Genomic DNA, 22,513 nt, shown 5'->3' on the forward strand with positions numbered 1-22,513 from the left:
ACGCAGCGCCTCAGCGCGAGGACTGCGGATGCAGCCGTTCGGCTCTGGCGACGGCATCCGCGTCGCCGATCGAGGAGAGCCAGTTCGCGAGCAGCCGGTAGCCGCTCTCCGTGAGCACGCTCTCGGGGTGGAACTGCACGCCGACGATCGGCAGCCCGACGTGGGCGATCGCCATGACCGTCCCCGAATCGGCGTGCGCCGTCGCCCGCAGTTCATGGGGCAGTACGGACTCCGCCACGGCGAGCGAGTGATAGCGCCCGACGTCGAACGGAGAGCGGATGCCGTCGAACAGCGCCGAGTCGTCGTGCACGACCGGCGACACCATGCCGTGCATGAGCTCCGGGGCCTCCGTGACCGGCGCACCGAAGGCCTCGGCGATGCACTGGTGCCCGAGGCAGACGCCGAGCAGCGGCATCCCCGTCTTCGCGGCGATGCGCACGGCGTCGATCGAGGCGCCGGCGTCGGCGGGCGCACCGGGCCCGGGGGAGAGCATCACCCCGTCGAACGCGGGCATCAGCGACTCGAGCCCTGCCGCGTCGACCGCGTCGGCCTCGATCATCTCGACGTCGGCGCCGAGCTCTCGCAGGTAGCCGACGAGGGTGTGCACGAAGCTGTCGTGGTTGTCCACGACGAGCACGCGCGTCATTCGACGTCGACCTCGCCCGGGGTGATGAAGGGGCTGACCCACGGGAACACGAACCAGAACAGCGCGTACAGGACGGCCGCGACCAGCACGAGCAGGATGAAGAGCCTCAGCCACCACGGACCGGGCAGCAGGCGCCAGAGTGCGGCGTACATGATTCCTCTCGTTCCCTACACCGACGGCGCGGCCGGGGGCGGCGGCGGATCGGTCAGAGCCTTGGGCGGACCCTCGGCGCGCGGCTGGAAGCTCTCGAAGACACCGTAGGCGACGATGCGCTCGGCGAGCGAGTACAGGGGGGAGCAGGCGGTCAGCGTGATGTACTGCTCTCCGGTCTCGACCCCGGGCACCTGCGGCACGTCGAGCAGCACGTCGGTCTGCGTCGGCTTGACGTACTCGAGCGTGCGGAAGCGGTACGTGAACCAGCCGTCGGGCGTCTCGACGACGATCGCGTCGTTCAGCTGCAGCTTGTCGAGCTGGTTGAAGGGCTTGCCCCACGTGGTGCGGTGCGCGGCCATCGCGAAGTTGCCGATCTCACCCGGCATCTTCGAGTCGGTGTAGACGCCGATGCCGAGCTTGTCGAGGGTCCCCGCGCGGGTGGTGCCGCCGTAGATGCCGACGTTGTAGTCCGCGCCGAAGCGCGGGACGTGCATTCGCCCGAGCTGCTCGGTGTTCTCCGGCTTCGCGGGCACGACGGGCGCGTAGACGGTCGTGCCGTCGTCCTTCTCGACGAGCGGCGGGAGCTCGGGAGCCGGCGCCTCCGCCCATTCCTTGGAGATCGCCGCGCCCTCTTCGTTCTTCTGGGCGCTGATGATGATGTCGCCGATCCACATCTGCCAGGCGACGAAGAGCAGCACGATGACACCTGCGGTGAGCAGCAGCTCACCGAGCACGCTCGTGAAAGTGGCGCGCGAGCGGGGACGGCGATGACGCCTGCGTCGCTCCCCCGAGACGACGGATGCACTCATGCCGCTGATACTATCCGTGATTCCTGTGCGGATGCCGCGCTCTCGAGCCCCGGATTCTCGGCGCTGCGAGGAGTCGTGGGTAGAATGACGGCATGGCACGAGACCGCAAGACAGAAGAACCCGAAGTGACGCGCGCCGAAGGCGACGCTGCGCCCAACGCGGTGTGGTTCAAGCCCGTGATGATCGGCTTCATGCTGCTGGGTCTGGCCTGGATCCTCGTGTTCTACATCTCCGGCATGGCGTTCCCGATCCCCGGTCTCGGCAACTGGAACCTGGCCATCGGCCTCGGCATCGCGCTGATCGGCTTCCTCATGACCACGCGGTGGCGCTGACCGCATCCTCTTCCTGAGAAGAAGGCCCCCTCGATGACGAGGGGGCCTTCTTCGTTTCCGCCCGCCCGCCCGAGCACGCAGCGCCGCCCGCATGCGTGTGCGTCCCGACGCTCAGGAGTCACAAACTGCCGCATCCCGGCACCTAGACCCGACACTTCACGACCCCTCACCCGATCTCCCCACGCGAGCACGCGAAGCGATGCGCCCCCAGCGAGCGAGTGCAGCGATCCGTCACCCGAGCGAGCACACAGATGTGACACGCCCTCTGCCCCGAGCGAGCGCAGCGATGCGGCGTAAGGGCGCAGGGATGTTCCCGGAGCGAGCATCGGGAGGGGCCCGCGAAGCGGGAGGGATCCCGCTCTGCGAGCGAAGGGAACATCCCTGCGCCCGTCCCCCGTAAAAACTCAGGAGTGAGAGTTATCCACAGATCTCTCCACAGCTGGGGAGAATTACACCGGTGTTATTCACAGGGGTTAACAACCCTGTTAACAACTCTCGATCAGGCCAAAAGCACGAGCGGCGGAACGACGAACACCACAACGATCAACAGAATGGTGATAACTGCGAGCAGAACGATCTGCCATACGCGCTGCTCGCGGCGGCGCGTGCGCGTGTACACGAACGCGACGAGAGCGCCCGTGATGATGCCGCCGAGATGCGCCTGCCACGAGATGCCGCCGGCGAAGAGTCCGAAGGCGAAGTTCACGCCGAGGACGATCAGGATGCCGGTGACGTTGCCGCCGAGGTGGCGCCCGATGATGAGCAGCGCGGCCATCAGACCGAAGATCGCGCCGGACGCCCCGACGAGCCCGTTGAGAGGAGCGAGGCACGCGGCGACCACCGAGCCGCCGAGACCGCTGATCAGATACAGGGCGAGGAAGCGGCTCCTACCCAGCATGGGCTCGACGATCTGCCCCAGCATCCACAGCGCGAGCATGTTCAGCGCGAGGTGGATGAAGCTGCCGTGCACGAACAGCGCAGTGAGCAGACGCCAGGGTTCGAAGGGGAAGACCGAGAGGTTCGGGTACAGATACACGGAGCGGAAGTAGAGCAGGTCGGTGATCTGGTCGCCGAAACCGCCCGGGATGAGCTGCAGCAGCCCGATGAACGACGTGACCGCGAGGAGCGCGTAGGTCACGACCGGCCTGCCGCTTCGGGTGGCGGTCGCGATCGCGCCGCCTCCGCCCCAGCGCCGCGCGGCCTTCTTCTGCGCGGGGGTGCGGTTCTTACGATCTTCTTTCATGCACTCGGGGCAGATGACCCCGACCGCGGCCTGGGTCTGGCACTCGGGGCAGACCGTGCGCATGCACCGCTGGCAGAGCACGAAGCTCTGCCGATCCGGATGCCGATAGCAGTAGTTGTCGCGATTGCTCGTGAACTCGGAGCTCGTCATCCGGATCGGCTCGCTCGGCGTCAGGCCGCGACGATGTCGATCGACTGCAGCACGACCGGCTCGATCGGGCGGTCGCCCGCTGCGGTCGGCACGGCGGCGATCGCGTCGACGACGGCCTTGGAGGCGTCATCGGCGACCTCGCCGAAGATCGTGTGCTTGCCCTGCAGCCACGGCGTCGGGTCGGTGGTGATGAAGAACTGCGAGCCGTTGGTGCCCTCGACCTCGCCGGTGATGGCGTTGCGGCGCAGGCCGGCGTTGGCCATCGCGAGGATGTAGGGCTCGTTGAAGTTGAGCTCGCCGTTGATCTCGTCGTTGAAGTTGTAGCCGGGACCGCCGACGCCCTGACCGAGCGGGTCGCCGCCCTGGATCATGAAGTTCGGGATGATGCGGTGGAAGATGACGTCCTTGTAGAGGGGACCCTCGCCCGGCTTGCCGGTGGCGGGGTGCGTCCAGTCCTGGGTGCCGTCGGCGAGGCCGACGAAGTTCTTGACCGTCTTCGGAGCGTGGTCGCCGAAGAGGTTGATGACGATGTCACCGTGGTTGGTGTGGAGGGTTGCGACATGAGAAGCGTGAGCCATGCCCATATTCTCGCAGAGCTTCCGGTGAGTTTGCCCGGGTTTCATGCCGCTTCCAGCATGGCGTGGCAAGATGGTGAACCCGTACTCCAAACGACAGGAGAGCATCGTGAGCCTCAGCCGCAAGCGGAAGAAGGAACTGCGTCGTCTTCAGAACGACGCGAACCAGCTCTGGGAGAACCAGCAGGTGCTCGTCGGCCACGCCGCCGATGTCGCCCGTGAGGCCGGTCGTCAGCTCGGCAACTTCAATCGCGAGCAGGTGGTCCCCGTCGTTCAGGACACGTACAACCGTCGCGTCGCACCGGTCGTCGACCAGGGCGTGCGCTTCGGCAAGCACGTCGTCGACGACAAGGTCGTCCCGATCGTCGGCGGAGTCGTCGGCACCGCTCTGAGCGCCTGGGATGTCGCGAACGCGAAGCGTCACGGCCTGAGCGCCCCGCGCGGCCGCGCCGTCGTCGTCACCGAGAAGAAGGGCCCGGGTCTCGGCTCGGTTGTCGCCCTGATCCTCGGCGCCGCGGCAGCCGTCGGCGTGCTCTACGCCGCATGGCAGGCGCTGCGCGCAGACGACGAGCTGTGGGTCGCCGACGACCCGCTGTCCGCTCCCGACGCGTGACTCGGACAGGTCGTTGAGCGAGGACGCCGCAGGCGACCGAGACGAAACGCCCCATTCCCGGGTGCGGGATGCCGCGGCATCCCGCGGTCTCGACATCGAGATCCGTGAGCGCCCGCAGGCGAAGAGCCTGTTCGAGGCCGCCGAGCTGCTCGGACTCGACCCTTCGGGGATCGTGAAGACGCTCGTCGTGAAGCGGTCGGACGACACCTACCTCTTCGCCCTGGTGCCCGGCGGCCGGTCGATCTCGTGGCCGAAGCTGCGCGCCGTCGTGGGCGTCAACAAGCTGCGCCTGCCGGAGCCCGAACTGGCTCTGGCCGCCACCGGATACGAGCGCGGCACCATCGTGCCCATCGGCAGCACCACGGACTGGCCGATCTACGCGGACGAGTCGATCGTCGGCCGACGCATCGCGATGGGTGCGGGCGCCCACGGCTACAGCCTGTTCGTCGAGGCCGATGACCTCATCTCCGCGTACGGCGCGACGGTCGCCGACATCACCGTGCCGGAGGAGCCGCGCGGCTGATCGGCGCGCGGAGTGCGTCTCGTCTCGCTGCGCTCGCTCAACGACGGGGGAAGGCACCACTGGTCGTTGAGCGAGGGAGCGCCAGCGACCGAGACGAAACGCCTCACCCGTCCGCGCGACCTCGGAAGGCGCTCAACGACGGGTCAGAGGATGCCGGCCATCCTCAGCGCGATGTCGACGAGCTTCACCCGCTGGAGCCCTGCGACGGCGTCACGGGGGAACCACTCCGCCATGTCGGTCGAGCCCTCGGTCTCGAAGCGCAGCTTGCCGCCGGTGACGCTCGCGCGGTACACGATGCGCAGGGTGTGCAGCGGCGAGTCCGACTTCTGCACACGCTGGGTGGCGGGGATCACGCGGGAGTGGATGCCGAGCAGCTCGCCGACCTTGACGGAGTACCCGGTCTCCTCGCGGAGCTCGCGGCGCACCGTCGCCTCGGGGTCCTCTCCGGCTTCGAGTCCGCCGCCGGGCATGGTCCACGCGACGCGGCGTCCGTCGATCCAGCGCGCCAGAAGGATCCGGTCATCGTCATCGGTGACGACCGCGTATGCCGCGACGCGCATGTCCATGGCTCACACGATATCGTCCTCGTCATCGACGACGACGCTCCCGTCGCGAAAGGTCCCGGAAAGACGGGATCTGAGCGGGACCTTTTGCGACGGGAGCCCGGGCCTGCGTGATCGATCAGGAATCGAGAAGCGGCGCGCTCGTCGGCGTACGTACGCTGAGGTCATCACCGATCGAGAGGACACTCCCATGGCCGACAACGAGAAGAACTTCACCGCCGAGGAGCGCGACGCCATGAAGGCGGCCGCCGCCGAGAAGAAGACCGCGCGCTCCCGTGCGAAGAAGACGCCGGAGGAGGCTCGGGCCGAAGGGGAGGCCGACCTGCAGGCGGCGATCGCGAAGCTCTCCGACGACGACCGGGTGATCGCAGAGGGCCTGCACGCCCTGGTGTTCGAAGCCGCTCCTCACCTCGTGCCGCGGACGTACTACGGCATGCCCGCGTGGGGCAAGGACGGCAAGGTGCTGTGCTTCTTCCAGCCCGCGAGCAAGTTCAAGACCCGCTACGGCACATTCGGCTTCGAGCAGCCCGCACAGCTCGACGACGGCACGATGTGGCCGGTGGCCTACGCCGTCCTCGAGCTCGACGAGGCCAACCGCTCGTTCCTCGCCGAACGGATCCGCCTCGCGGCCGGATGACCTCTCCGCATGGGGTAGGGTCTTCTCCATGACCAATTGGTATGCGTATTTCGAGTCGGCTCTGGAGGGGCCGTCGCGACACTGACGCGTACCGACACCTTCAGAGCCGACAGGGCAGAGCATCCGCTCTGCCCTTCGCCGTTTCGGCGGGCTCTGCATCGGGTCCGCCCTTAGTGGACAGGACCCACCCCGTGAACGACACCGCCACCGTCGACGCCACCGCCGACCTGCACGTCGCGAGCTTCACCACCATCCCCGCGCCCGGCGAGATCGCCGCGGAGCTGCCGGTGGGAGACGAGCGCTCCGCCCTCGTCTCGCGCACTCGCGACGAGACTCGCCGTATCATGACGGGGGAGGACGACCGTCTGCTCGTCGTCGTCGGCCCGTGCTCGATCCACGACCCCGACGCGGGGCTGGAGTACGCCGGACGTCTGGTGCGCGAGGCCGAGAAGCACAGCGGGGAGCTGCTCGTCGTGATGCGCACGTACTTCGAGAAGCCGCGCACCACGGTCGGATGGAAGGGCCTGATCAACGACCCGCACCTCGACGGCAGCCACGACATCGAGGCCGGGCTGCGGATGGCACGGTCGTTCCTGCGCGATGTGACGGCACTGGGGATGCCGTGCGCCACCGAGTTCCTGGAGCCGATCAGCCCGCAGTACACCGCGGACCTGGTGACCTGGGGCGCGATCGGTGCGCGGACCACCGAGAGCCAGATCCACCGCCAGCTGGCATCCGGGCTGTCGATGCCGATCGGGTTCAAGAACGGCACGGACGGCGGGCTGCAGGTCGCCCTGGATGCTGCGGCCGCGGCATCCGCTCCGCAGGCCTTCCTCGGGATCGGCGCCGACGGACGCGCGAGCCTCGTCACCACGACGGGCAACCCCGACACGTCGGTGATCCTCCGCGGCGGGGCGGACGGACCGAACTACGGGGTGGAGCACGTGCGGCGCGCGTCGGAGCGGCTGGCGGCATCCGGACTCACCGACAGGCTCGTGATCGACGCCAGCCACGGCAACAGCGGCAAGGACCACCTGCGCCAGGCCGAGGTCGTGACCGAGCTCGCCGCGCAGATCGCCGCCGACGGGCGGGCGATCGCCGGAGTCATGCTGGAGAGCAACCTCGTCGCGGGCGCCCAGAAGCTCGACGTCGCCGCCGGTCCTGCCGGACTGGTGCGCGGTCAGAGCGTGACGGATGCGTGCATGGGCTGGGACGCCACCGTCACGGCCCTCGCCGAGCTGGCCGCCGGGGTGCGAGCGCGCTGATCGGGTGCTCCCGCCGGCCTGTTCCGGTCGCAGGCCCGGTCGCGAACTGCGCAGATTCGGGACCCGGTTTGCGACCGGAGCAGCCCGCGAGTCGAAGGAGAGGCGTCAGGCGACGCGGACGTTCAGGAGCTGCCAGCCCTCGGGCACCTTCGCGTGCAGGGCATCGAGGTCGTCGGCCTGCACTTCGGTGACCTGGTCGCGGCGAGCGAACGTCCCGACGGACTTGAGCACCGCCGCCCCCTTGATCATCTCGACAGGCGAGGAGATCAGATCGAAGCCGGCGGGCCGGTGCGCCTCGAGCAGAGTCTGGATCTCGGCGAGGTCGGCGCCCTCCACCCGGACGGAGGTGGTTTCGACGGGACGCATCAGACCGATCAGCACCCTCTGATCCTACGTCGCGAGAACCACGGGGCCGCACCCGCCGCGCACCGTGAGGAGTGCGCGGCCCGGGTACGGCCCCGAGCCTCCCGCTATGCGCGCCTGCGTCGGACGACGATGAGCGCTCCCGCGGCCATCAGCGCCAGAGCGGCACCGGCGACACCGGTCCAGAGACCGGCATCCGTCCCGGTAGCGGCGAGGCCGCCTGAGGTCCCGCCCGCCTGACCCGGCGTCCCGGGGTTCGACGTGCCAGGGCCTGGGGTGCCCGGCTGCGAGGCGGCGGTGACCGTCAGGACGGCCTCGGATCGGAGATCGCCCTGGGTGAGCGCGATCGGATGGTCGCCGGGCGCGACGCCCGCGCGGCGGAGGGTGAACGAGACGGAACCGCTGGCATCCGCGAGCGCGGCGCCGACCTCCTGACCGTCGAAGAGGACCGCGACCGCCTGACCGGGGGTGAACCCGGTGCCCGCGAGCTGAACGCCCGTGGCGGCCAGCGAGTCGGTCGCGATCCGCGAGACGCTCAGCACGAGTCCGGGGGATGCCGGATCAGCGGTGACCTGCAGTTCGGCCTCGCCGAGGACGTCGCCCGGCGCGAAGGCGGCGAGCGCCTCGCCCCGCGGTGCGAAGCCCGGCCCCTGCACGAGCTGCACGGTGTGCCTGCCCGGTGCGACATCGGGCACCGTGAACGACGCCGACCCCGTGCCCGTGGCGGATGCGGTGAACGTCGCAACCTGGGTGCCGTCGAACAGGACGCGGACCGGGACCTCAGCCGGCAGGCCCTCCGCCGTGAGCGCGATCCCGTCGGCCTCCAGCGCACCGGTCGCGATCTCCGACGGAGTGAGGGTGACGTCGGCCGGATCGATCGGGTCGGCCGTGACGACGACCGTGTCGGATGCCTGCCACTGACCGCTGCGCACGAGCACCGTCGATGTGCCGGCCGCGACGCCAGAGCGGAGGACGGACGTCGCGACCGCTCCGGTGTCGCTGGTGATCGCGGTCGTGACCACGGCGCCGTCGAAGAGAACCTCGACCGGCGCGTTCTCGGGGAAGCCGCTGCCCTGCACCTGGATGCCCGCCGACGCGAGCTCCGACTGCGAGATCGTGTCGGGGGTGACGAGCACCGTCGGGTGGTAGACGACCGGGTCGGCCTCGACGGTCAGCGCGGCGGATGCCGACCACTGCCCGCTGGTCAGTGTGATCGTGTGCGCCCCCGGTGCGACGGCTGCGCGGGAGAGCGTGTAACCGACAGAGCCGTCTGCGCCGCTGTCGACGGTCGTGACGGTGGTGCCGTCGAACGCGATGGTGACCGCCGCGGACGGCGGGAACCCCGCGCCCGTGACGGAGACGCCGGCGCCGGCGAGCGCGGAGACCGTCGTGGTCGACGGGCTCACCGCCGCCGTCGGCGTATAGGTCGGGTCTGCCACGACGGTGAACGTCGTCTGGGCCGTACGCGCTCCGCTCGTGAATTTCACGACGTGGTCGCCGACCGTGGCGTTCGGCCAGTGCAGGATGACCTCGACGGAGCCGTCGGCACCCGCCGTGCGCGTCGCCGCCTGCTGGCCGTCCACGAGGAGAGCGACCGAGCTGTCCGGTGCGAAGCCGGTGCCCGTGAAGCGCACGACACCGGCCGGATCGGTGATCTGCGACAGCGTCGCGGGGTTCGGATTCACCGTGATCTGCGGCGCAGGGGTGCCGTCGACGGCCGCGTCGTAGGTGAACTGCGTGCCCGTGCACTGCAGCCCTGCGCCGACCATGTCGGCGGCGTTCGATCCGGAGCTCGTGACCGTGCCGTCGTCGTGGAAGGTCCCGCCCAGCCAGTACTCGGCGTGATAGTCGGCATCGATCTGATAGGTCCAGTTGGCCTGGAAGGTCCCGTCCGCGCCGATGGCCGTGTCGGGGATGTCGTTGAACGTGAGCGGAGAGGGGATCGGCGGGTTGAGCCCGCAGAAGATCGTGGAGGTGGTGGCGACGTCCGTCACCTTGCCGTCCGACACCGTGATCGTGATGTCGTACCCGTGGCTGTTCTCCCCGACGTAGACGCCGTCCTGTGTGGCGGCCTGGGCTGGCGCCGCGATCACGACGGCGCTGAGGCCGACGGCGAGGGCGATGCCGGTGCCCGCGCCGAGGAGGCGCCTGAGGCGTGTGCGTAGCTGCGATGTCATCGAGTGGTTCCTGTACTGGGGTCGGCGGACACAATCATGCACAGGCTATGAATCGGGCTGAAGAGCGCGCATCCGTAGAAACACGGCAATTGATCGAATGGTTCGAGAAAAGCCCCGTGGGAAGCGATATCCCACTATTCTCATTCTGTGCGCGGAGGGGAGAGCACATGTTCATCGGACGTCGAGACGAGCTCGATCGCCTGATCACGCACGCCGAGACGTCCGCCGACGCTCCCCACCGGATCATCCTCATCGAGGGACCGATCGGGATCGGCAAGACCGCTCTCGTCGGAGAGTTCCTGCGTTCGGGGCCTCCTCAGCGCACGCTCTTCGCCCGCCCTGATGAGATCGCGACGAACATCCCCCTCGGCGGCATCCGAGCGATCGTCGAGGATCTCCTGCATGCCGACCTCGCCCTGCTTCTCGCCCAGCGAGCACCGCGTGCCCTGCAGCGCGATGTCCGCGACGCGCTGTCGAGCTCACCGACCGTGCTGATGATCGACGACGCCCACTGGCTGGACGACCCTGCCGCGGAGCTGATCGAAGGGCTGCTGGCCGACCCCACCACGACGGGTCTCGTCCTGGTGCTGTGCTTCCGAACCGGCACCGTACCGGACACGCTGCTGCACGCGGTCGCACGCGGAGGCGCCCAGGTGCACCGCATCGGCCTCGCACCGCTCGCCGACGATGAGGCCGCTGACCTCCTCCGCCAGCACGGCGCCGATGACGATGCCCTCGTGGAGCTCGCCGGCGGGAACCCGCTGTTCCTCCGCCTGCTCGCGGATGCCGCGCGGGATGCACCCGCCCGGACCGACGCGCGCGAACCGCTCGAGATCGGCGACGCTCTCCGCGGGGAGTTCAGCACACTGGACGCGCCCGCGCTGACGCTGCTGCATGCCCTCTCGCTCACCCCGGCGGTCGCCCCCGCCGCGCTCGCACGACTCGTCCGGATGGATGGCACCTTCTCCGACGGCTCCCCGACCGATGACGCCCTCGCCGACGCGGCCGACCGCCTGGCCCGCCGCGGCCTCATCGACGCGGACGAGCTGAGGATCGTTCATCCGTTCATCCGCGCGGCCGCCTATCGCCACATGCGGGCCGGTGCTCGGCGGCGAGCGCACCGCCTCGCCGCCGAGAGCGCGTCGGACCTGCTGGAACGCGCCTCCCATCTGCAGCAGCTCGGCTCGCATCTGACCGAGGACGAGATCCAGACGATCGTGGATGCCGCGGCGATCGTGACCTCGACGTCTCCGCGCAGCAGCATCGCGATGCTCATGCGAACGACGAGGATCCCTCATCGCGCTCGGGACCTGGGGCTGGCGCGTGCGCTCCTGCTCGACGGACGGCCCGTCGAGGCCGAGCGGGTGCTGCGCGAGGCGCATGTCTCCGAGCAGCCGACGGGGGAGGCCCTCTCCCTTCTGATGCAGTCGCTGCGCATCCAGGGCCGACCCGACGAGGCGTTCGAACTCGCGCGGGACATCGGAGCGGCGACCCTCGCTCCCGAGGTGATCGTCGAGCTGGCGACCCTGGCCGTCATGCACGACGGCGACTACGAGATCGATGCCAGGGCCTGGCTCAGAGAAGACGACGAGCGGCCGGGGCACGCCACCGCCCTCGCCGGGCTGCGCGCGCTGTCGCACCTCAGGGTGGGGGATCTCGATCGCGGTCGGGAGGCCTACCGCATCGCCAAGGACGGCTTCGAGACGCTCACCGCGTCGGAGCTGCTGCCCGTTCTCGACGTCGTCACGGCGATGGGGTGGTGCGCGCACTTCCTGGCCGACTTCGACGACGGCGCCCGCCTCGTGGAGCGCGGCATCCGCCTCGCCGAGTCGCACGGGCGCTTTCACGTGCTGCCTCACCTCTATCTGATCCTCGCCTTCCTCTGCATCCCCCTGGATCGGTGCGCCGAGGCTGAAGAGCTCAGCGAACTGGCGATAGCGGCGTCGGAGAAGTACAACTGGCCGGACGCCGTTCCGCTGGCGCTCACCGCGTCGCTGGTCGCCGCACCCGGTCGGGTGAGCGCGGAGGAGTTCGCGAACCGCCACCGGAGACTCGTGGAGGCGGGGCTGCCGCAGATCCTGTGGTGGCGTCGTGTCGTGCGCCTGTTCATCTGCCGCGGTTCGATCGTGCTCGGCCAGCCCGCCGATCTCGAGGCTCTGGAGATCGATCGCCACGACATCTTCGCCTCGCAGAAGCACATCGGTCTCGGTGAGCTCGCCGTCGCGCGGGGCGATCTCGACGAGGCGCTCGCTCACGCCGAGGCGGCCATCGAGTGGGGGAGACGCGCGGACCACCCGTCCCAGATCGGGCACGGAACGATGTTCCGCGCCCAGCTGCGCGTGCGTCAGGGCAGGATGGCGGATGCTCTCGCCGACGCCCGCGAGGCCGCGGACCTGTTCGATCGAGCGGGCGCCGTGCTGTATCGGCGCTTCGCGGAAGCCGCGATCGCCCGGTTCGGCGCTCCCACGGCCGAGGAGGATGTTCCGCTCGACGCGCTCACTCCGCGGGAGCAGGACGTCGCGGAGCTCGTGGCCGACGGACACACGAACCGCATGATCGCCGAACGGCTGCATCTGAGCCCTCGCACCGTGGAGAGTCACGTCGCACGCATCCTGCAGAAGACGGGTCTGCGCTCGCGCGCGGGCATCGCACGCCATCTCGACGGCACGCAGCCTTCCGTTCCGCCGGGCCGACCTGCGCAGTAGCGTTGACGTCGTGAGCACAACGCCGTTCCCCGCTTCCGTGTACGCCGATCGACTCGACCGGGCTGCGGCCCTCGCTGCGGATGCAGGGATCGACGGCATCGTCGTGGGTCCAGGACCCGACCTGCAGTATCTGGTGGGGGTGGAGGGCGACACGATCGAGCGCCTCACCGCCCTGGTGGTGCGTCCCGGCGCCGCCGCGACCATCGTCGTGCCGCGCATGGAGCTCGCGAAGGTCCGCAGCACCGCGGTCGGCGAGCTGGGGCTGGCCGTCGCCGACTGGGTCGACGGCGAGAACCCCTACGACCTCGTGGCCTCTGCCCTGGGCGCGGTGTCGCGGGTGGGGGTGTCGGATGCGCTGCCCGCACTGCACGTGATCCCGCTGGCCGAGCGCCTGGGTGTGCGGCTCGAACTCGCCACCCCCGTGCTGCGCGAGAGCCGGATGATCAAGGATGCCGCCGAGATCGTGGAGCTGCGACGTGCCGGCGCGGCGATCGACGCGGTGCATCGGCGGGTGCCGGAGTGGCTGCGCGCAGGTCGCACGGAGCGGGAGGTCGCCGCGGACATCGCGGAGGCGATCATCGCCGAGGGGCACCGCACCGTGGAGTTCGTGATCGTCGGCTCAGGGCCGAACGGGGCGGATCCGCACCATGAGGTGTCCGACCGCGTGATCGAGGACGGCGATGTCGTCGTGGTCGACATCGGCGGCGCCGTGCCCAGCGGCTACAACTCCGACAGCACCCGCACCTACGTCGTCGGACGTCCCTCGTCTCCCGACGCGGCCGAGCGGATCGCCGTGCTCGTGCGCGCCCAGCAGGCCGCCGTCGACGCGGTGCGACCGGGAGCGACGGCCCAGCAGGTGGATGCCGCCGCGCGCGATGTGCTGACGGATGCCGGCTTCGGCGAGGCCTTCCTGCACCGCACCGGACACGGCATCGGCGTCTCGGTGCACGAGGAGCCGTACATCGCGCCCGGCAACGACCTGGTCGTGCGCGAGGGGATGGCCTTCAGCATCGAGCCGGGCATCTACTTCGCCGGGTCCTGGGGCGCGCGCATCGAGGACATCGTCATCGTGACCGCCGACGGCGGCGAGCGCCTCAACCTCGCGCCGCACGACCTGCGCTCGGTCGGCGACTGACGCCGGGCGGATCGTCCCTGCGGAGCCGATCGAGCTCGCCGGGTACGCGGATCGAGGCCTGTCAGACCCCCATGCGGTCGAGAGCCGCTTCGAGCCGCGCGACCGCGCCGTCGACGTCGGTGAGCTTGTCGAGGCCGAAGAGTCCGACCCGGAAGGTCGAGAAGGCATCGGGCTCGCCGCAGTGCAGGGGCACCCCGGCGGCGATCTGCACGCCCTCCGCGCGGAAGCGCGCACCGCTGCGGAGCCCCGGATCGTCGGTGTGCACGACGACCACGCTCGGTGCGGCCACCCCCTCCGCAGCCACCGACGGCAGACCCCGTGCGGCGAGGAGCGCCCGCACTCTCGCTCCGAGCTCGACCTGCGCGTCCCGCAGGGCGGCGAAGCCGAGCCCGCGCGTCTCGATCATCTGCGCGAGGTTGTGGGCGATCGTGTCGGTCGGCATCGTCGCGTGATACCCCGCTGTTCCGTCGCGGTAGCCGTCGGAGATCGCGAGCCAGCGCCCGAGGTCCAGAGCGAAGCTCGTCGTGGCGCCGGCGACGACGGCATCCCGTCCTCGCTCTCCGAGCATGACGTAGCCGACGCCGGGGGATCCGCTCCAGCCCTTCTGCGGGGCGCTGATCAGCACGTCGACGTCGAGCGCCGTCATGTCGACCCACATGGCCCCAGAGGCGATGCAGTCCAGCACGAGCACTCCGCCGACCTCGTGCACGGCGTCGGCGAGGGCCCTGACGTACGAGTCGGGCAGGATCATGCCCGCGGCCGTCTCGACGTGCGGGGCGAACACGACGTCCGGCCGGGACGACCGGATCGCGGCGACGACCTCGTCGATCGGCGCGGGGCTCCACTCCGCCTGCGCGTCGTCGCCGTCGGGGCGCGCCGTGCACACGACGACGGATGACGCGATGCCGCCGGTCTCGAGGATCTGCGACCACCGGTAGGAGAACAGCCCGTTGCGGACGATGAGCGCGCGGCGCCCCGTCGCGAGCTGCCGCGCCACCGACTCCATCGCGTAGCTGCCGCCGCCGTTGACCACGACCGCGTCCTCCGCGCCGTACGCCTCGCGCAGGATCTCGAGGGTCTGCTGCATGACCGCGACGAAGCGGGCGGACATGTGGTTCAGCGACCGATCGGTGAAGACCACCGAGTACTCCAGCAGTCCGTCCGGATCGATGTCGTCGTGAGGAAGGCTCATCGCCCCAGTGTGTCAGGTGGGCTGCGCGGAGGGGAGAGCGGATGCCGCGAGACCGAGGTGACGCCTAGATGTCCCGCTTCCGTTCAACTCGATCACACACCCGAAAGACGTAGTCGATTCGACGAAGCACTGGTGCCAACCATCCAAGTGGGTCGAACGATCCATACTTTGGGAATACATCACGGGCAAAGCACTCACTTGCCAGGCCCAGAAGACTAGTTGCATAGCGAATGATCTTCACTGCTTCGTCGACGCCACCCTCAGGTCGCGTACTGAACAGATAAGACGATCCGAAGTCAGTGCTGAGCACCGTCATTGATGGGCCCACGTGAATGGAATGGCTGAGTTCCCTATACTCTTCAATATAGGGCTCCATCGAAACGGCACGCAGAATATCTTGCATCGATATTGATCTACGCCCCTCTTCCTTTCCGGAGATCAAGGGCCTCGCCCATCCGTAGGGCGAGAAGAAACCTCGACCCCAGGCACCCACAATGGCTGAGTCGATTTCAGGTGTCCTGTCTGACATGTTTTCCCAAAATGACCACGCATGATAGCGCTCCGCGATTAGGTGGGCATCGTCATCTTGTCGAGATATCGCAAGTAGCACTGCTACCGTCTCGACGAGTGTGCGAGAACGAGCCTGGGCACCCTCGACGAATCCGGCGTATGCGAGAACCTGGATCTCTTCGTAGAGGCGGACGCAACGAGCATGCAGTGACCCTTGCAGAAGTCCACGAAGTGCAAGACCGCCCAGGATCTCTTGGTGTGGAAGAAGTGCCTCGATGAGCGTGGTCTTATCCTCGCGGAATCTGGCCGCGAATGCATCGACAAATTCACGGTTGAGATTCTCTAAATCGACGACAGTGCGGGCGGTGACGCGTCTTAGCGTGCGAGTTTCTTCTCTCATTACCCGATCAGCGTGAACAACAGATCTAAACCGCTCGGAACTTAGGCGCCGGAATCTCTTGGCACCTTGCGGAGCCATACTCGCCCAGAAATACTCATCAATCGTCGCGTGGACCACGTCTTCGTTATCATCCTGAGGATCTTCATCCTCCGAAAGATTCAATCGACTGTCCATTGTTGGCGGACTTGCTTCGGTAAGTCTGATCTGCAGCAAACCGAGTAGACCTTGGGCGAGACCATTCTCATCAACTTCAACTTCGTCGATCACGGTGCAATGTTCCCACGGCCCCGTTCGAACCCTCAACAAGTGGCGAGCCGCCTCCTGAGGACAGAAGAGCGGCTCGCGACCTGAGCGGAGCCTCAGGACTCCCTGCGGCGGCGGGTCACGAGGACTCCACCGGCCGCGAGCAGCACCAGCAGCGCCACGATCAGCACGATCGGCACCGCTCCGCCCGTTCCGGCGAGACCACCGCCGACGGCAGCCGCGGCCGTCACCTGCAGCGCGGCCTGGGCGGTGAGGCCCGTGTCGGCGCCGGTGGCGACCACGGTGTGCGCGCCGACCGGGGCGTTCGCGGGCACGGCCACCTGGATGCGGAAGGAACCCGCACCGTCGGCGACCACGTCCGCGAGGTGGATCGGGTCGGAGTGCAGCACGATCGAGACCTTCTCGCCCGCGCCGAAGCCGCGGCCGATGAGCTCGAACGAGCCGCCCTGGACGACGCTCTTCACGCCGACCACGATCTCCGCGTCGAGCACCGGGGTGCTGCGCACGTCGAGCGTGAGCGGGGCGGACGTCGAGCCGAGGTAGGCCTTCGGATCCGACGGCACGAAGCGCGCGACGTAGGTGTGCGCACCCGAGGTCTCGATGCGGATGTCGGCCGTCGCCGTTCCCGCCGAGACTCCGGCGGATCCGACCACGACGTCGCCCTCGAGGAACTCGACCTGACCCGCCGCGCCTGCCGGCTTCAGCGTGGCGGTGAGTGCGACGGACTCGCCGGCGACCGGGTCGGTCGCCGTGGTCGAGAGCGCGACGGTCGTCGCCTTGGCGCCGGTCGATCCGGTGACGACGAGCACCGTGGCCCGCGCCTCGACGTTCGAGACGCTGCCGAGGGCGATCACGGGGTGAGCGCCGTCCACGGCATCCGCGGGGACCGTGACGTCGGCCGACACCGTGCCGTCGTCGAGGGCCTTCACGACCACCGGCTCCTCGTCGTCGATGCGGATCGAGACGCTCTCACCCGGCGCGAAGCCCGTGCCGGTCACGTGCACCGTGTCACCCGGCTCCACCTCGGCGCCGTCCACGGTGATCACGGGCTCGTACTCCGGTTCCGGCTCGGCGACCACGATCTGCAGCTGCGCGTCGGCCGACTTCACGCCGTCGTCCGCCGTGACCGTGACCGTGTAGGTGCCGGCCGCGGCGTAGGTGTGCGTGCCGGTGACGGCGCCCGAGGCCACGTCGACCGTGGACACGGGAGACCCGTCGCCCCAGTTGACCACCGCGGTCGTCTCGCCGGAGCCGCCCGAGATTGTAGCCAGCGCGGCCTCGAACTCCTCGCCGGCGATCTGATCGGCCACGGTCGATGCGGTCACCGCCAGCGGAGCGGCGGCGGCACGGTCGCCGTCGGAGGCGATGGCGAACACGTGCACGCGTCCGTCGCGGAGCGTACCTGCCTCCTTCGGCATCGTGAGCGACTCCACGACCTTCGGCTTCCCGTCGGCGTCGAGGTCGATCGTGATCGGCGCGGTCGCGTAGATCGCGGTGTTCTTCACACTGGACTCCGCGCCGGTACCCGACAGGCGTCCCTCGGAGACCGCGATCACCGAGTTGCCGAACGCCGGGCTGCCGGATGCTCCCACCCAGTCGCCGAACGAGATCTGCACGCGCTGCTCGGAGCCGTCGGTGAAGTGCAGCACCGCCTCAGGCTGACGCGCCTTCTCCGTCGCCGTGCCGACGAACGCGAGCTGCGTCGCGCCGGTGCCGAGGTCGAGGCGGATCGTCTGACCCTCTCCGGTGATGTTGTCCGGAGCGCCGGGGGCGACAGCGGGCAGATCGTAGGTGAGGGAGGAGCCGGGGAGCGTCAGGGTCTGACCCTGCACGAACCCGTCGGCGGCGAGCTTGTCGCGGTAGTACCCGTAGCCCTGGTCATCGCAGTTCGCGGCGGTCAGGTTGAGGTCGCCGATGCACACGCCGTTGAAGCTGCCGACGAGCGTCTCGTCGCGGTAGACCGTGACGGTCGCCGCACCGGATGCCGTGGCGCCCGTCGAGTCGCGCACCACGATCGTCGCCGTGTACGTGCCCGGGGCGTCGAAGGTGTGCGGGGCGCTCACCTTCCAGCCGCCGAGATCGTCGCGGGTGAGCTTCACGCTCGGCACCGGGGTGCCGTCGCCGTAGTCCACCGTGACGGTGTAGCCGGCGGCATCCGTCTCCTCGCCGATGATGGTCCCGAGGCTGCCGGTGAACGACGTTCCCGCCGCGACCCGCTGCGGGGCGGCCGGGGTGATCGAGAGTCCGTCGGCCCCTGCGGCCTTCGCGAACAGCTCGACCTCGGACAGCGACAGGGCATCGCCCGCACCCGTGAGGCTCAGCCTGATGCTCGTGTAGCCGCCCTCGCCGTTCGCCGTGAACGGCCGGGTCTGGGTGTCCCACGCGAACGTCTCGCCCGTGCGTGAATCGAGCTCGGTCCAGTTCACGCCGTCGGTGGAGCCCGAGAGGGTCCAGCTCGACGGGGCGCTGCCCTTCGCGGCATCCGTCAGCGTGTACTGCCCGATCGAGACCGGACCGGACTGCGAGGTCCAGACCAGCTCGGCGGTCGTGCCCGCGAACGTCGTCTTCGAGTTCATGTTGTCGTCGACGAGCGCGCCGACCGGGGTGCCGTCGGCGGCCGTGAGGATGCCGCGTCCGGGCTTGGTCGCATCGACCAGGCTCGTCGGCACCGCCAGCGGCTCCGTCAGGTCCTTCGCTCCCCACGCCGAGGGCTGCGCGCTCATCGTGAAGTCGAGCGTGCCGCCCGCGCGGACGAGGTCGCCGTCGAACGTGGTGTCGGAGACGGCCGTGCCGTTGATGCTGACGCCGGCGACGTAGTCCTTGCCGCTGGACGCCCCGGGGGCGTTGATGACCAGGTCGGTGTCGCCGATCGAGAGCGTCGCGCTGTCGAACAGGGGCGTGCCGACGGTGTAGTTCCCCGATCCGACCTCCATCGGGTAGAACCCGAGGGCCGAGAACACGTACCAGGCCGAGAACTCGCCGTTGTCCTCGTCGCCGGGGTAGCCCTGGCCGATGTCGGAGCCCACGAAGAGGCGGTCCTGGATGTCGCGGATCAGCTTCTGCGCACCGGACGGGTCGCCGGCCTCGGCGAGCACGTAGGGGATGTGGTGCGAGATCTGGTTCGACATGCCCAGCATTCCTAGGCGCACGTCGCGCGCCTCCCGAGCCTCGTGGATGCCGGAGTAGTCGGCCTTCTCACGGGTCGTGAGGAACTGGTGCAGGTTGTCGAGGAGTCCCTGCCTGCCGCCGTAGAGCACGGCGAGTCCGTCGACGTCGTGGGGAGCGTGGTACCCGAAGGTCCAGGCGCTCGCCTCGGTGAAGGCACCGCCCCACGCCTTCTTGTCGAAGTCCGCGCCGGACGTCCAGGAGCCGTCGGCGTTGCGCGAGGTGAACGTGCCCGCCTCGGGGTTGAACATCTCGACGTAGTGCTCGGCGCGGGCCTCGAAGTAGGTGGCCTCGTCCTTCAGCCGCTCGATGCGATCGGCCGGGGTCTTCGGGTCCTCGGACAGGGCCTTCGCCATCTCCGCGATGCCGAAGTCGTTGATGAAGCCCTCCAGGCCCCACGATGCGCTCTCATGCGTCGTCGCCTCGGTGTATCCGAGGAAGATCGACTGCGCGATGCCCTTGCGGCCGACGTCGTTCGAGGGCGGCAGCACGGTCGCGTTCTTGACCGCCGCGTCATAGGCCTCGAGGGCCGTGTCGGTGTCGAGGGATCCGGCGAGGTACGCCTCCGCGAACGCCACATCGGAGCTCGTGCCGGTCATCAGGTCGGCATAGCCCGGAGACGACCACCGCGCCACCCAGCCGCCGTCGCGGTACTGCTGCACGAAGCCGTCGACGAGGTCCTCGGTGACGTCGGGGTACAGCAGCGAGTACAGCGGCCAGGCCGTGCGATAGGTGTCCCAGAAGCCGTTGTTGACGTAGATCTTTCCGTCGACGATCTTGGCGTTGGTCTGGGTGTCGGTCGCGGATCCCGTCGTCGGGGAGACGGGGCTCGCGTACTTGTAGACCGGATCGGCCGCGCTTCCCGTGTTCTCGAACTGCGAGTTCGGGTACAGGTTCAGGCGGTACAGGCTCGAGTAGAGGTTGACCAGCTGCGCGTCGGTCGCGCCCTTGACGTCGTGCACGACGCCGAGACGGTCGTTCCACGCGGCTTCGACGGCGGCGTGGGCCTTGTCGAAGGAGACGCCGGAGAGCTCGAAGTCGAAGTTCTTGCGCGCCTGATCCTGCGAGATGAACGAGGTCGACAGCCGCAGCTCGACGGTGCGGTCGCCCGAGGTGTCGAACGCCGCATAGCGTGCGGTGCCGTTGCGGTCGCCCTTGGTGGTGGCGCCGGATGCTGTGGGCTGGCGGTCGAACGTGCCGTACACGAACATCCGCGTGCGCCCCGGCCAGCCGGAGCCGCCGTCGACCCAACCGGTCACGGTGTCGCCGGTGACCGAGAGCTTGGAGGAGTTCACGAGCTGGTCGATGACGACCGAGCTCGCGTCGCCCGTGAACTCGAAGCGGTAGATCGCGCCGTGGTCGGTGGCGGTGACATCGGTCTGGATGCCATTGTCGAAGCCGACGCTGTAGATGTCGGGACGGGCGATCTCGTTGTCGTGGCTGAACGTGAGCTTGCGGTCGTTCAGCGAGGACGTGGGGTTGCCGTTCGCGGCGGGCATCACGGCGAGCGAGTTGCGGTCGCCCATCCAGATGCTCGGCTCGTGCGAGATGCCGATGCCGTTGAGGGTCGGCTGGTTCTGCGCGTTATTGGCGCGCTGGTACTGGTACAGCGTGCCCGCGTTGTCGGCGTTGGTCATCGGGGTGATGAAGTTGAAGCCGTTCGGCCAGGCCACCGCCGGGAAGTTGTTGCCGCGGGAGAAGCCGCCGGTCGAGTTCGTGCCGCGACGGGTGTCGACGAACGACACGAGGCCGTCGGAGATGTCGCGCGGCGCGACCTCGGCGATGGAGATGTCATCGAGCCAGCCCGTGAAGGCCGTGCCCGCCGTGGGCACCTCGACGGCGTGCACGTCGGAGCCGGGGTGGTCGTAGGTGAAGAGGACGTCGTCGACCGTGCGGCCGGCGAACTGGCCGAGATCGACGGTCACCCTGTTCCACTGGTTCGGCCACAGGCTGTTCGACTGCCCCTTGGCCTTCGCGTTCGCCGCGTAGCCGTAGGAGTCGACGGCGCCGCTGGTGGAGAGGGTCGTGCCGTCGGTGAACCGCAGGTCGACCGCGACGAAGGTGGCCGCGTACGTCTGCTCGCCGTCGAGCACCGGGAAGACGGCGTACGAGAGGGCGGTGTCGTCGGCGACCGCGATGTCGACGTCGCTGTACAGGGTCGAGGTCGAGGAGGCGGGGCCCGCAGCGAGGGTGCGGCCCGTGTACTGCAGGGCCTTCACGCCGGTGAAGCCGACGCCGGTCTTGGCGGTGTCGGAGCTGGCGGGACCGGACCCGGTCGCGAGGAAGAGGTCGCTGGGCGGGGGCGTCGCGCCGTCGACGGCGATGGGCTCCCAGCCGGCGAGCTGCAGGATGTTCTTGCTGGGGTCGCGCACGGCCTGCACGTCGAGACGGTAGTAGGTGTACGCCGGGCTCGGCGTCGCGAGAGTGAAGCTGCGGGTCTCGCCGCGACCGGTGAAGAGCTCGCCGCTGCGCTGGTCGACCGTGTCCCAGTCGGTGCCGTTGTTGGAGCCCTGCACCCGGAAGTCCTTGGGGTCGCGCTCCTGGGCGTCGCCGCCGGAGGTGAGCGTGTAGCGCACCATCGGCTGCGGGGTGCTCAGCTGGTACTGCACCCACCCGGTGTTCTGGAACGCCAGCCACTTCGTTCCCGCGTTGCCGTCGGCGACGTTGGCGGCACCCTCGTTGGGGGTGTTCTGAGCGGATGCCGTGACCGCCGACACCTGGCCGAGCACGCTGCCGGGGGTGAAGCGGTCGCCGGTGACGTTGACGGCGGCGCCCGTGCCGGTGAGCACGGGCGCGGCATCCGTCGTCTCGAACGACGAACGGAACGTCGTGCCGCCGGCGGCGATCGCCTGCATCGGGGTCAGCATGGCGAGGGTCACGGCGAGGGCGACGCCTCCCGCCGCCCAGACGCGACGGCCGGGTCGTGCGTTCCTCGGGGATGGAACGGTCATGGTTGCTCCTTGAACTCCACTGCGATGTGTCGTCTGCGGCCGACGGGTGTGCTGCCGCGGCGCTGTCCACTTCATGACAGCGCTGTCATATGATGAGGACGCTACCACAGCGACGGTGGAGCGCGGAAGACATGATCGACGC

The 22,513-nt window shown here is 69.0% G+C and carries 18 protein-coding genes; 7 read left to right on the top strand and 11 right to left on the bottom strand.

Features of this window, described 5'->3' with window-relative positions; genetic code table 11:
* Positions 1-10: 10 nt before the first annotated feature.
* From LC438_RS00220 to LC438_RS00230, 3 genes are read right to left on the bottom strand one after another with little or no spacing between them, the layout of a single operon-like run.
* A complete protein-coding gene (locus tag LC438_RS00220) occupies positions 11-646 on the bottom strand; it encodes an aminodeoxychorismate/anthranilate synthase component II (RefSeq protein ID WP_223585453.1) in 636 nt (211 codons plus the stop codon).
* Positions 643-798: a DUF4175 domain-containing protein gene (locus LC438_RS00225; protein ID WP_146114275.1), complete on the bottom strand. Its 156-nt coding sequence runs from the start codon at positions 796-798 to the stop codon at positions 643-645. The genes LC438_RS00220 and LC438_RS00225 overlap by 4 nt, the downstream gene beginning before the upstream one ends.
* Positions 799-813: 15 nt before the next feature.
* The gene (locus tag LC438_RS00230) at positions 814-1,608 is read right to left on the bottom strand and encodes a class E sortase (protein ID WP_223585454.1); all 795 of its coding nucleotides are present in this window, start codon (positions 1,606-1,608) and stop codon (positions 814-816) included.
* Between the two features lie 92 nt (positions 1,609-1,700).
* On the opposite strand from LC438_RS00230, the gene LC438_RS00235 reads away from it, so the two are divergent.
* Positions 1,701-1,940 carry a cell division protein CrgA gene (locus tag LC438_RS00235; RefSeq protein WP_105673420.1) on the top strand — a complete coding sequence of 80 codons (240 nt, stop codon included), beginning with the start codon at positions 1,701-1,703 and terminating at the stop codon, positions 1,938-1,940.
* A 499-nt stretch (positions 1,941-2,439) separates the two neighbouring features.
* Here LC438_RS00235 and LC438_RS00240 read toward each other — a convergent pair whose 3' ends face one another.
* Entirely contained in the window at positions 2,440-3,333 is an 894-nt protein-coding gene (locus LC438_RS00240; RefSeq protein WP_223585455.1) for a rhomboid family intramembrane serine protease, read from the bottom strand.
* Positions 3,334-3,353: 20 nt separating this feature from the next.
* Positions 3,354-3,911, bottom strand: coding sequence for a peptidylprolyl isomerase (locus tag LC438_RS00245; RefSeq protein ID WP_105673418.1), 558 nt, complete (start codon positions 3,909-3,911; stop codon positions 3,354-3,356).
* A gap of 106 nt (positions 3,912-4,017) precedes the next feature.
* On the opposite strand from LC438_RS00245, the gene LC438_RS00250 reads away from it, so the two are divergent.
* Together LC438_RS00250 and LC438_RS00255 are read left to right on the top strand one after the other, a co-directional pair.
* Positions 4,018-4,521: a DNA helicase gene (locus tag LC438_RS00250; protein ID WP_105673526.1), complete on the top strand. Its 504-nt coding sequence runs from the start codon at positions 4,018-4,020 to the stop codon at positions 4,519-4,521.
* Between the two features lie 61 nt (positions 4,522-4,582).
* Positions 4,583-5,044, top strand: coding sequence for an aminoacyl-tRNA deacylase (locus LC438_RS00255; protein WP_181155854.1), 462 nt, complete (start codon positions 4,583-4,585; stop codon positions 5,042-5,044).
* Between the two features lie 143 nt (positions 5,045-5,187).
* Here LC438_RS00255 and LC438_RS00260 read toward each other — a convergent pair whose 3' ends face one another.
* On the bottom strand, positions 5,188-5,610 hold the full coding sequence (locus tag LC438_RS00260) for an NUDIX hydrolase (protein ID WP_223585456.1): 423 nt from the start codon (positions 5,608-5,610) through the stop codon (positions 5,188-5,190).
* Positions 5,611-5,797: 187 nt separating this feature from the next.
* Here LC438_RS00260 and LC438_RS00265 point away from each other — a divergent pair, with 187 nt between their 5' ends.
* Together LC438_RS00265 and LC438_RS00270 are read left to right on the top strand one after the other, a co-directional pair.
* Positions 5,798-6,244 (top strand): DUF1801 domain-containing protein, encoded by a 447-nt coding sequence (locus LC438_RS00265; protein ID WP_105673416.1) that lies wholly within the window; start codon positions 5,798-5,800, stop codon positions 6,242-6,244.
* A gap of 191 nt (positions 6,245-6,435) precedes the next feature.
* A complete protein-coding gene (locus LC438_RS00270; RefSeq protein ID WP_223585457.1) occupies positions 6,436-7,509 on the top strand; it encodes a 3-deoxy-7-phosphoheptulonate synthase in 1,074 nt (357 codons plus the stop codon).
* Between the two features lie 105 nt (positions 7,510-7,614).
* On the opposite strand, the gene LC438_RS00275 is transcribed toward LC438_RS00270, so the two are convergent.
* Positions 7,615-7,890 carry a hypothetical protein gene (locus LC438_RS00275; RefSeq protein WP_105673414.1) on the bottom strand — a complete coding sequence of 92 codons (276 nt, stop codon included), beginning with the start codon at positions 7,888-7,890 and terminating at the stop codon, positions 7,615-7,617.
* Positions 7,891-7,979: 89 nt separating this feature from the next.
* Positions 7,980-10,049: an LPXTG cell wall anchor domain-containing protein gene (locus LC438_RS00280; RefSeq protein ID WP_223585458.1), complete on the bottom strand. Its 2,070-nt coding sequence runs from the start codon at positions 10,047-10,049 to the stop codon at positions 7,980-7,982.
* A gap of 167 nt (positions 10,050-10,216) precedes the next feature.
* Between LC438_RS00280 and LC438_RS00285 the strand changes: the two genes are divergently transcribed.
* Together LC438_RS00285 and LC438_RS00290 are read left to right on the top strand one after the other, a co-directional pair.
* Positions 10,217-12,754, top strand: coding sequence for a LuxR family transcriptional regulator (locus LC438_RS00285; protein WP_223585459.1), 2,538 nt, complete (start codon positions 10,217-10,219; stop codon positions 12,752-12,754).
* Positions 12,755-12,764: 10 nt separating this feature from the next.
* Positions 12,765-13,889 carry a Xaa-Pro peptidase family protein gene (locus LC438_RS00290; RefSeq protein ID WP_223585460.1) on the top strand — a complete coding sequence of 375 codons (1,125 nt, stop codon included), beginning with the start codon at positions 12,765-12,767 and terminating at the stop codon, positions 13,887-13,889.
* 61 nt (positions 13,890-13,950) lie between these two features.
* Here the strand turns inward: LC438_RS00290 and LC438_RS00295 are convergent, their stop codons facing one another.
* The 3 genes from LC438_RS00295 to LC438_RS00305 form a co-directional block, all read right to left on the bottom strand.
* A complete protein-coding gene (locus LC438_RS00295) occupies positions 13,951-15,081 on the bottom strand; it encodes an aminotransferase class V-fold PLP-dependent enzyme (protein WP_223585461.1) in 1,131 nt (376 codons plus the stop codon).
* Positions 15,082-15,145: 64 nt separating this feature from the next.
* On the bottom strand, positions 15,146-16,258 hold the full coding sequence (locus tag LC438_RS00300) for a DUF5677 domain-containing protein (protein ID WP_223585462.1): 1,113 nt from the start codon (positions 16,256-16,258) through the stop codon (positions 15,146-15,148).
* Positions 16,259-16,350: 92 nt separating this feature from the next.
* Complete coding sequence (locus tag LC438_RS00305) at positions 16,351-22,371, bottom strand: GH92 family glycosyl hydrolase (protein WP_223585463.1); 6,021 nt, start codon at positions 22,369-22,371, stop codon at positions 16,351-16,353.
* Positions 22,372-22,513 lie beyond the last annotated feature (142 nt).

This window comes from Microbacterium sp. OVT16B (assembly GCF_019969705.1).
In the GTDB taxonomy this organism is placed as follows: domain Bacteria; phylum Actinomycetota; class Actinomycetes; order Actinomycetales; family Microbacteriaceae; genus Microbacterium; species Microbacterium natoriense.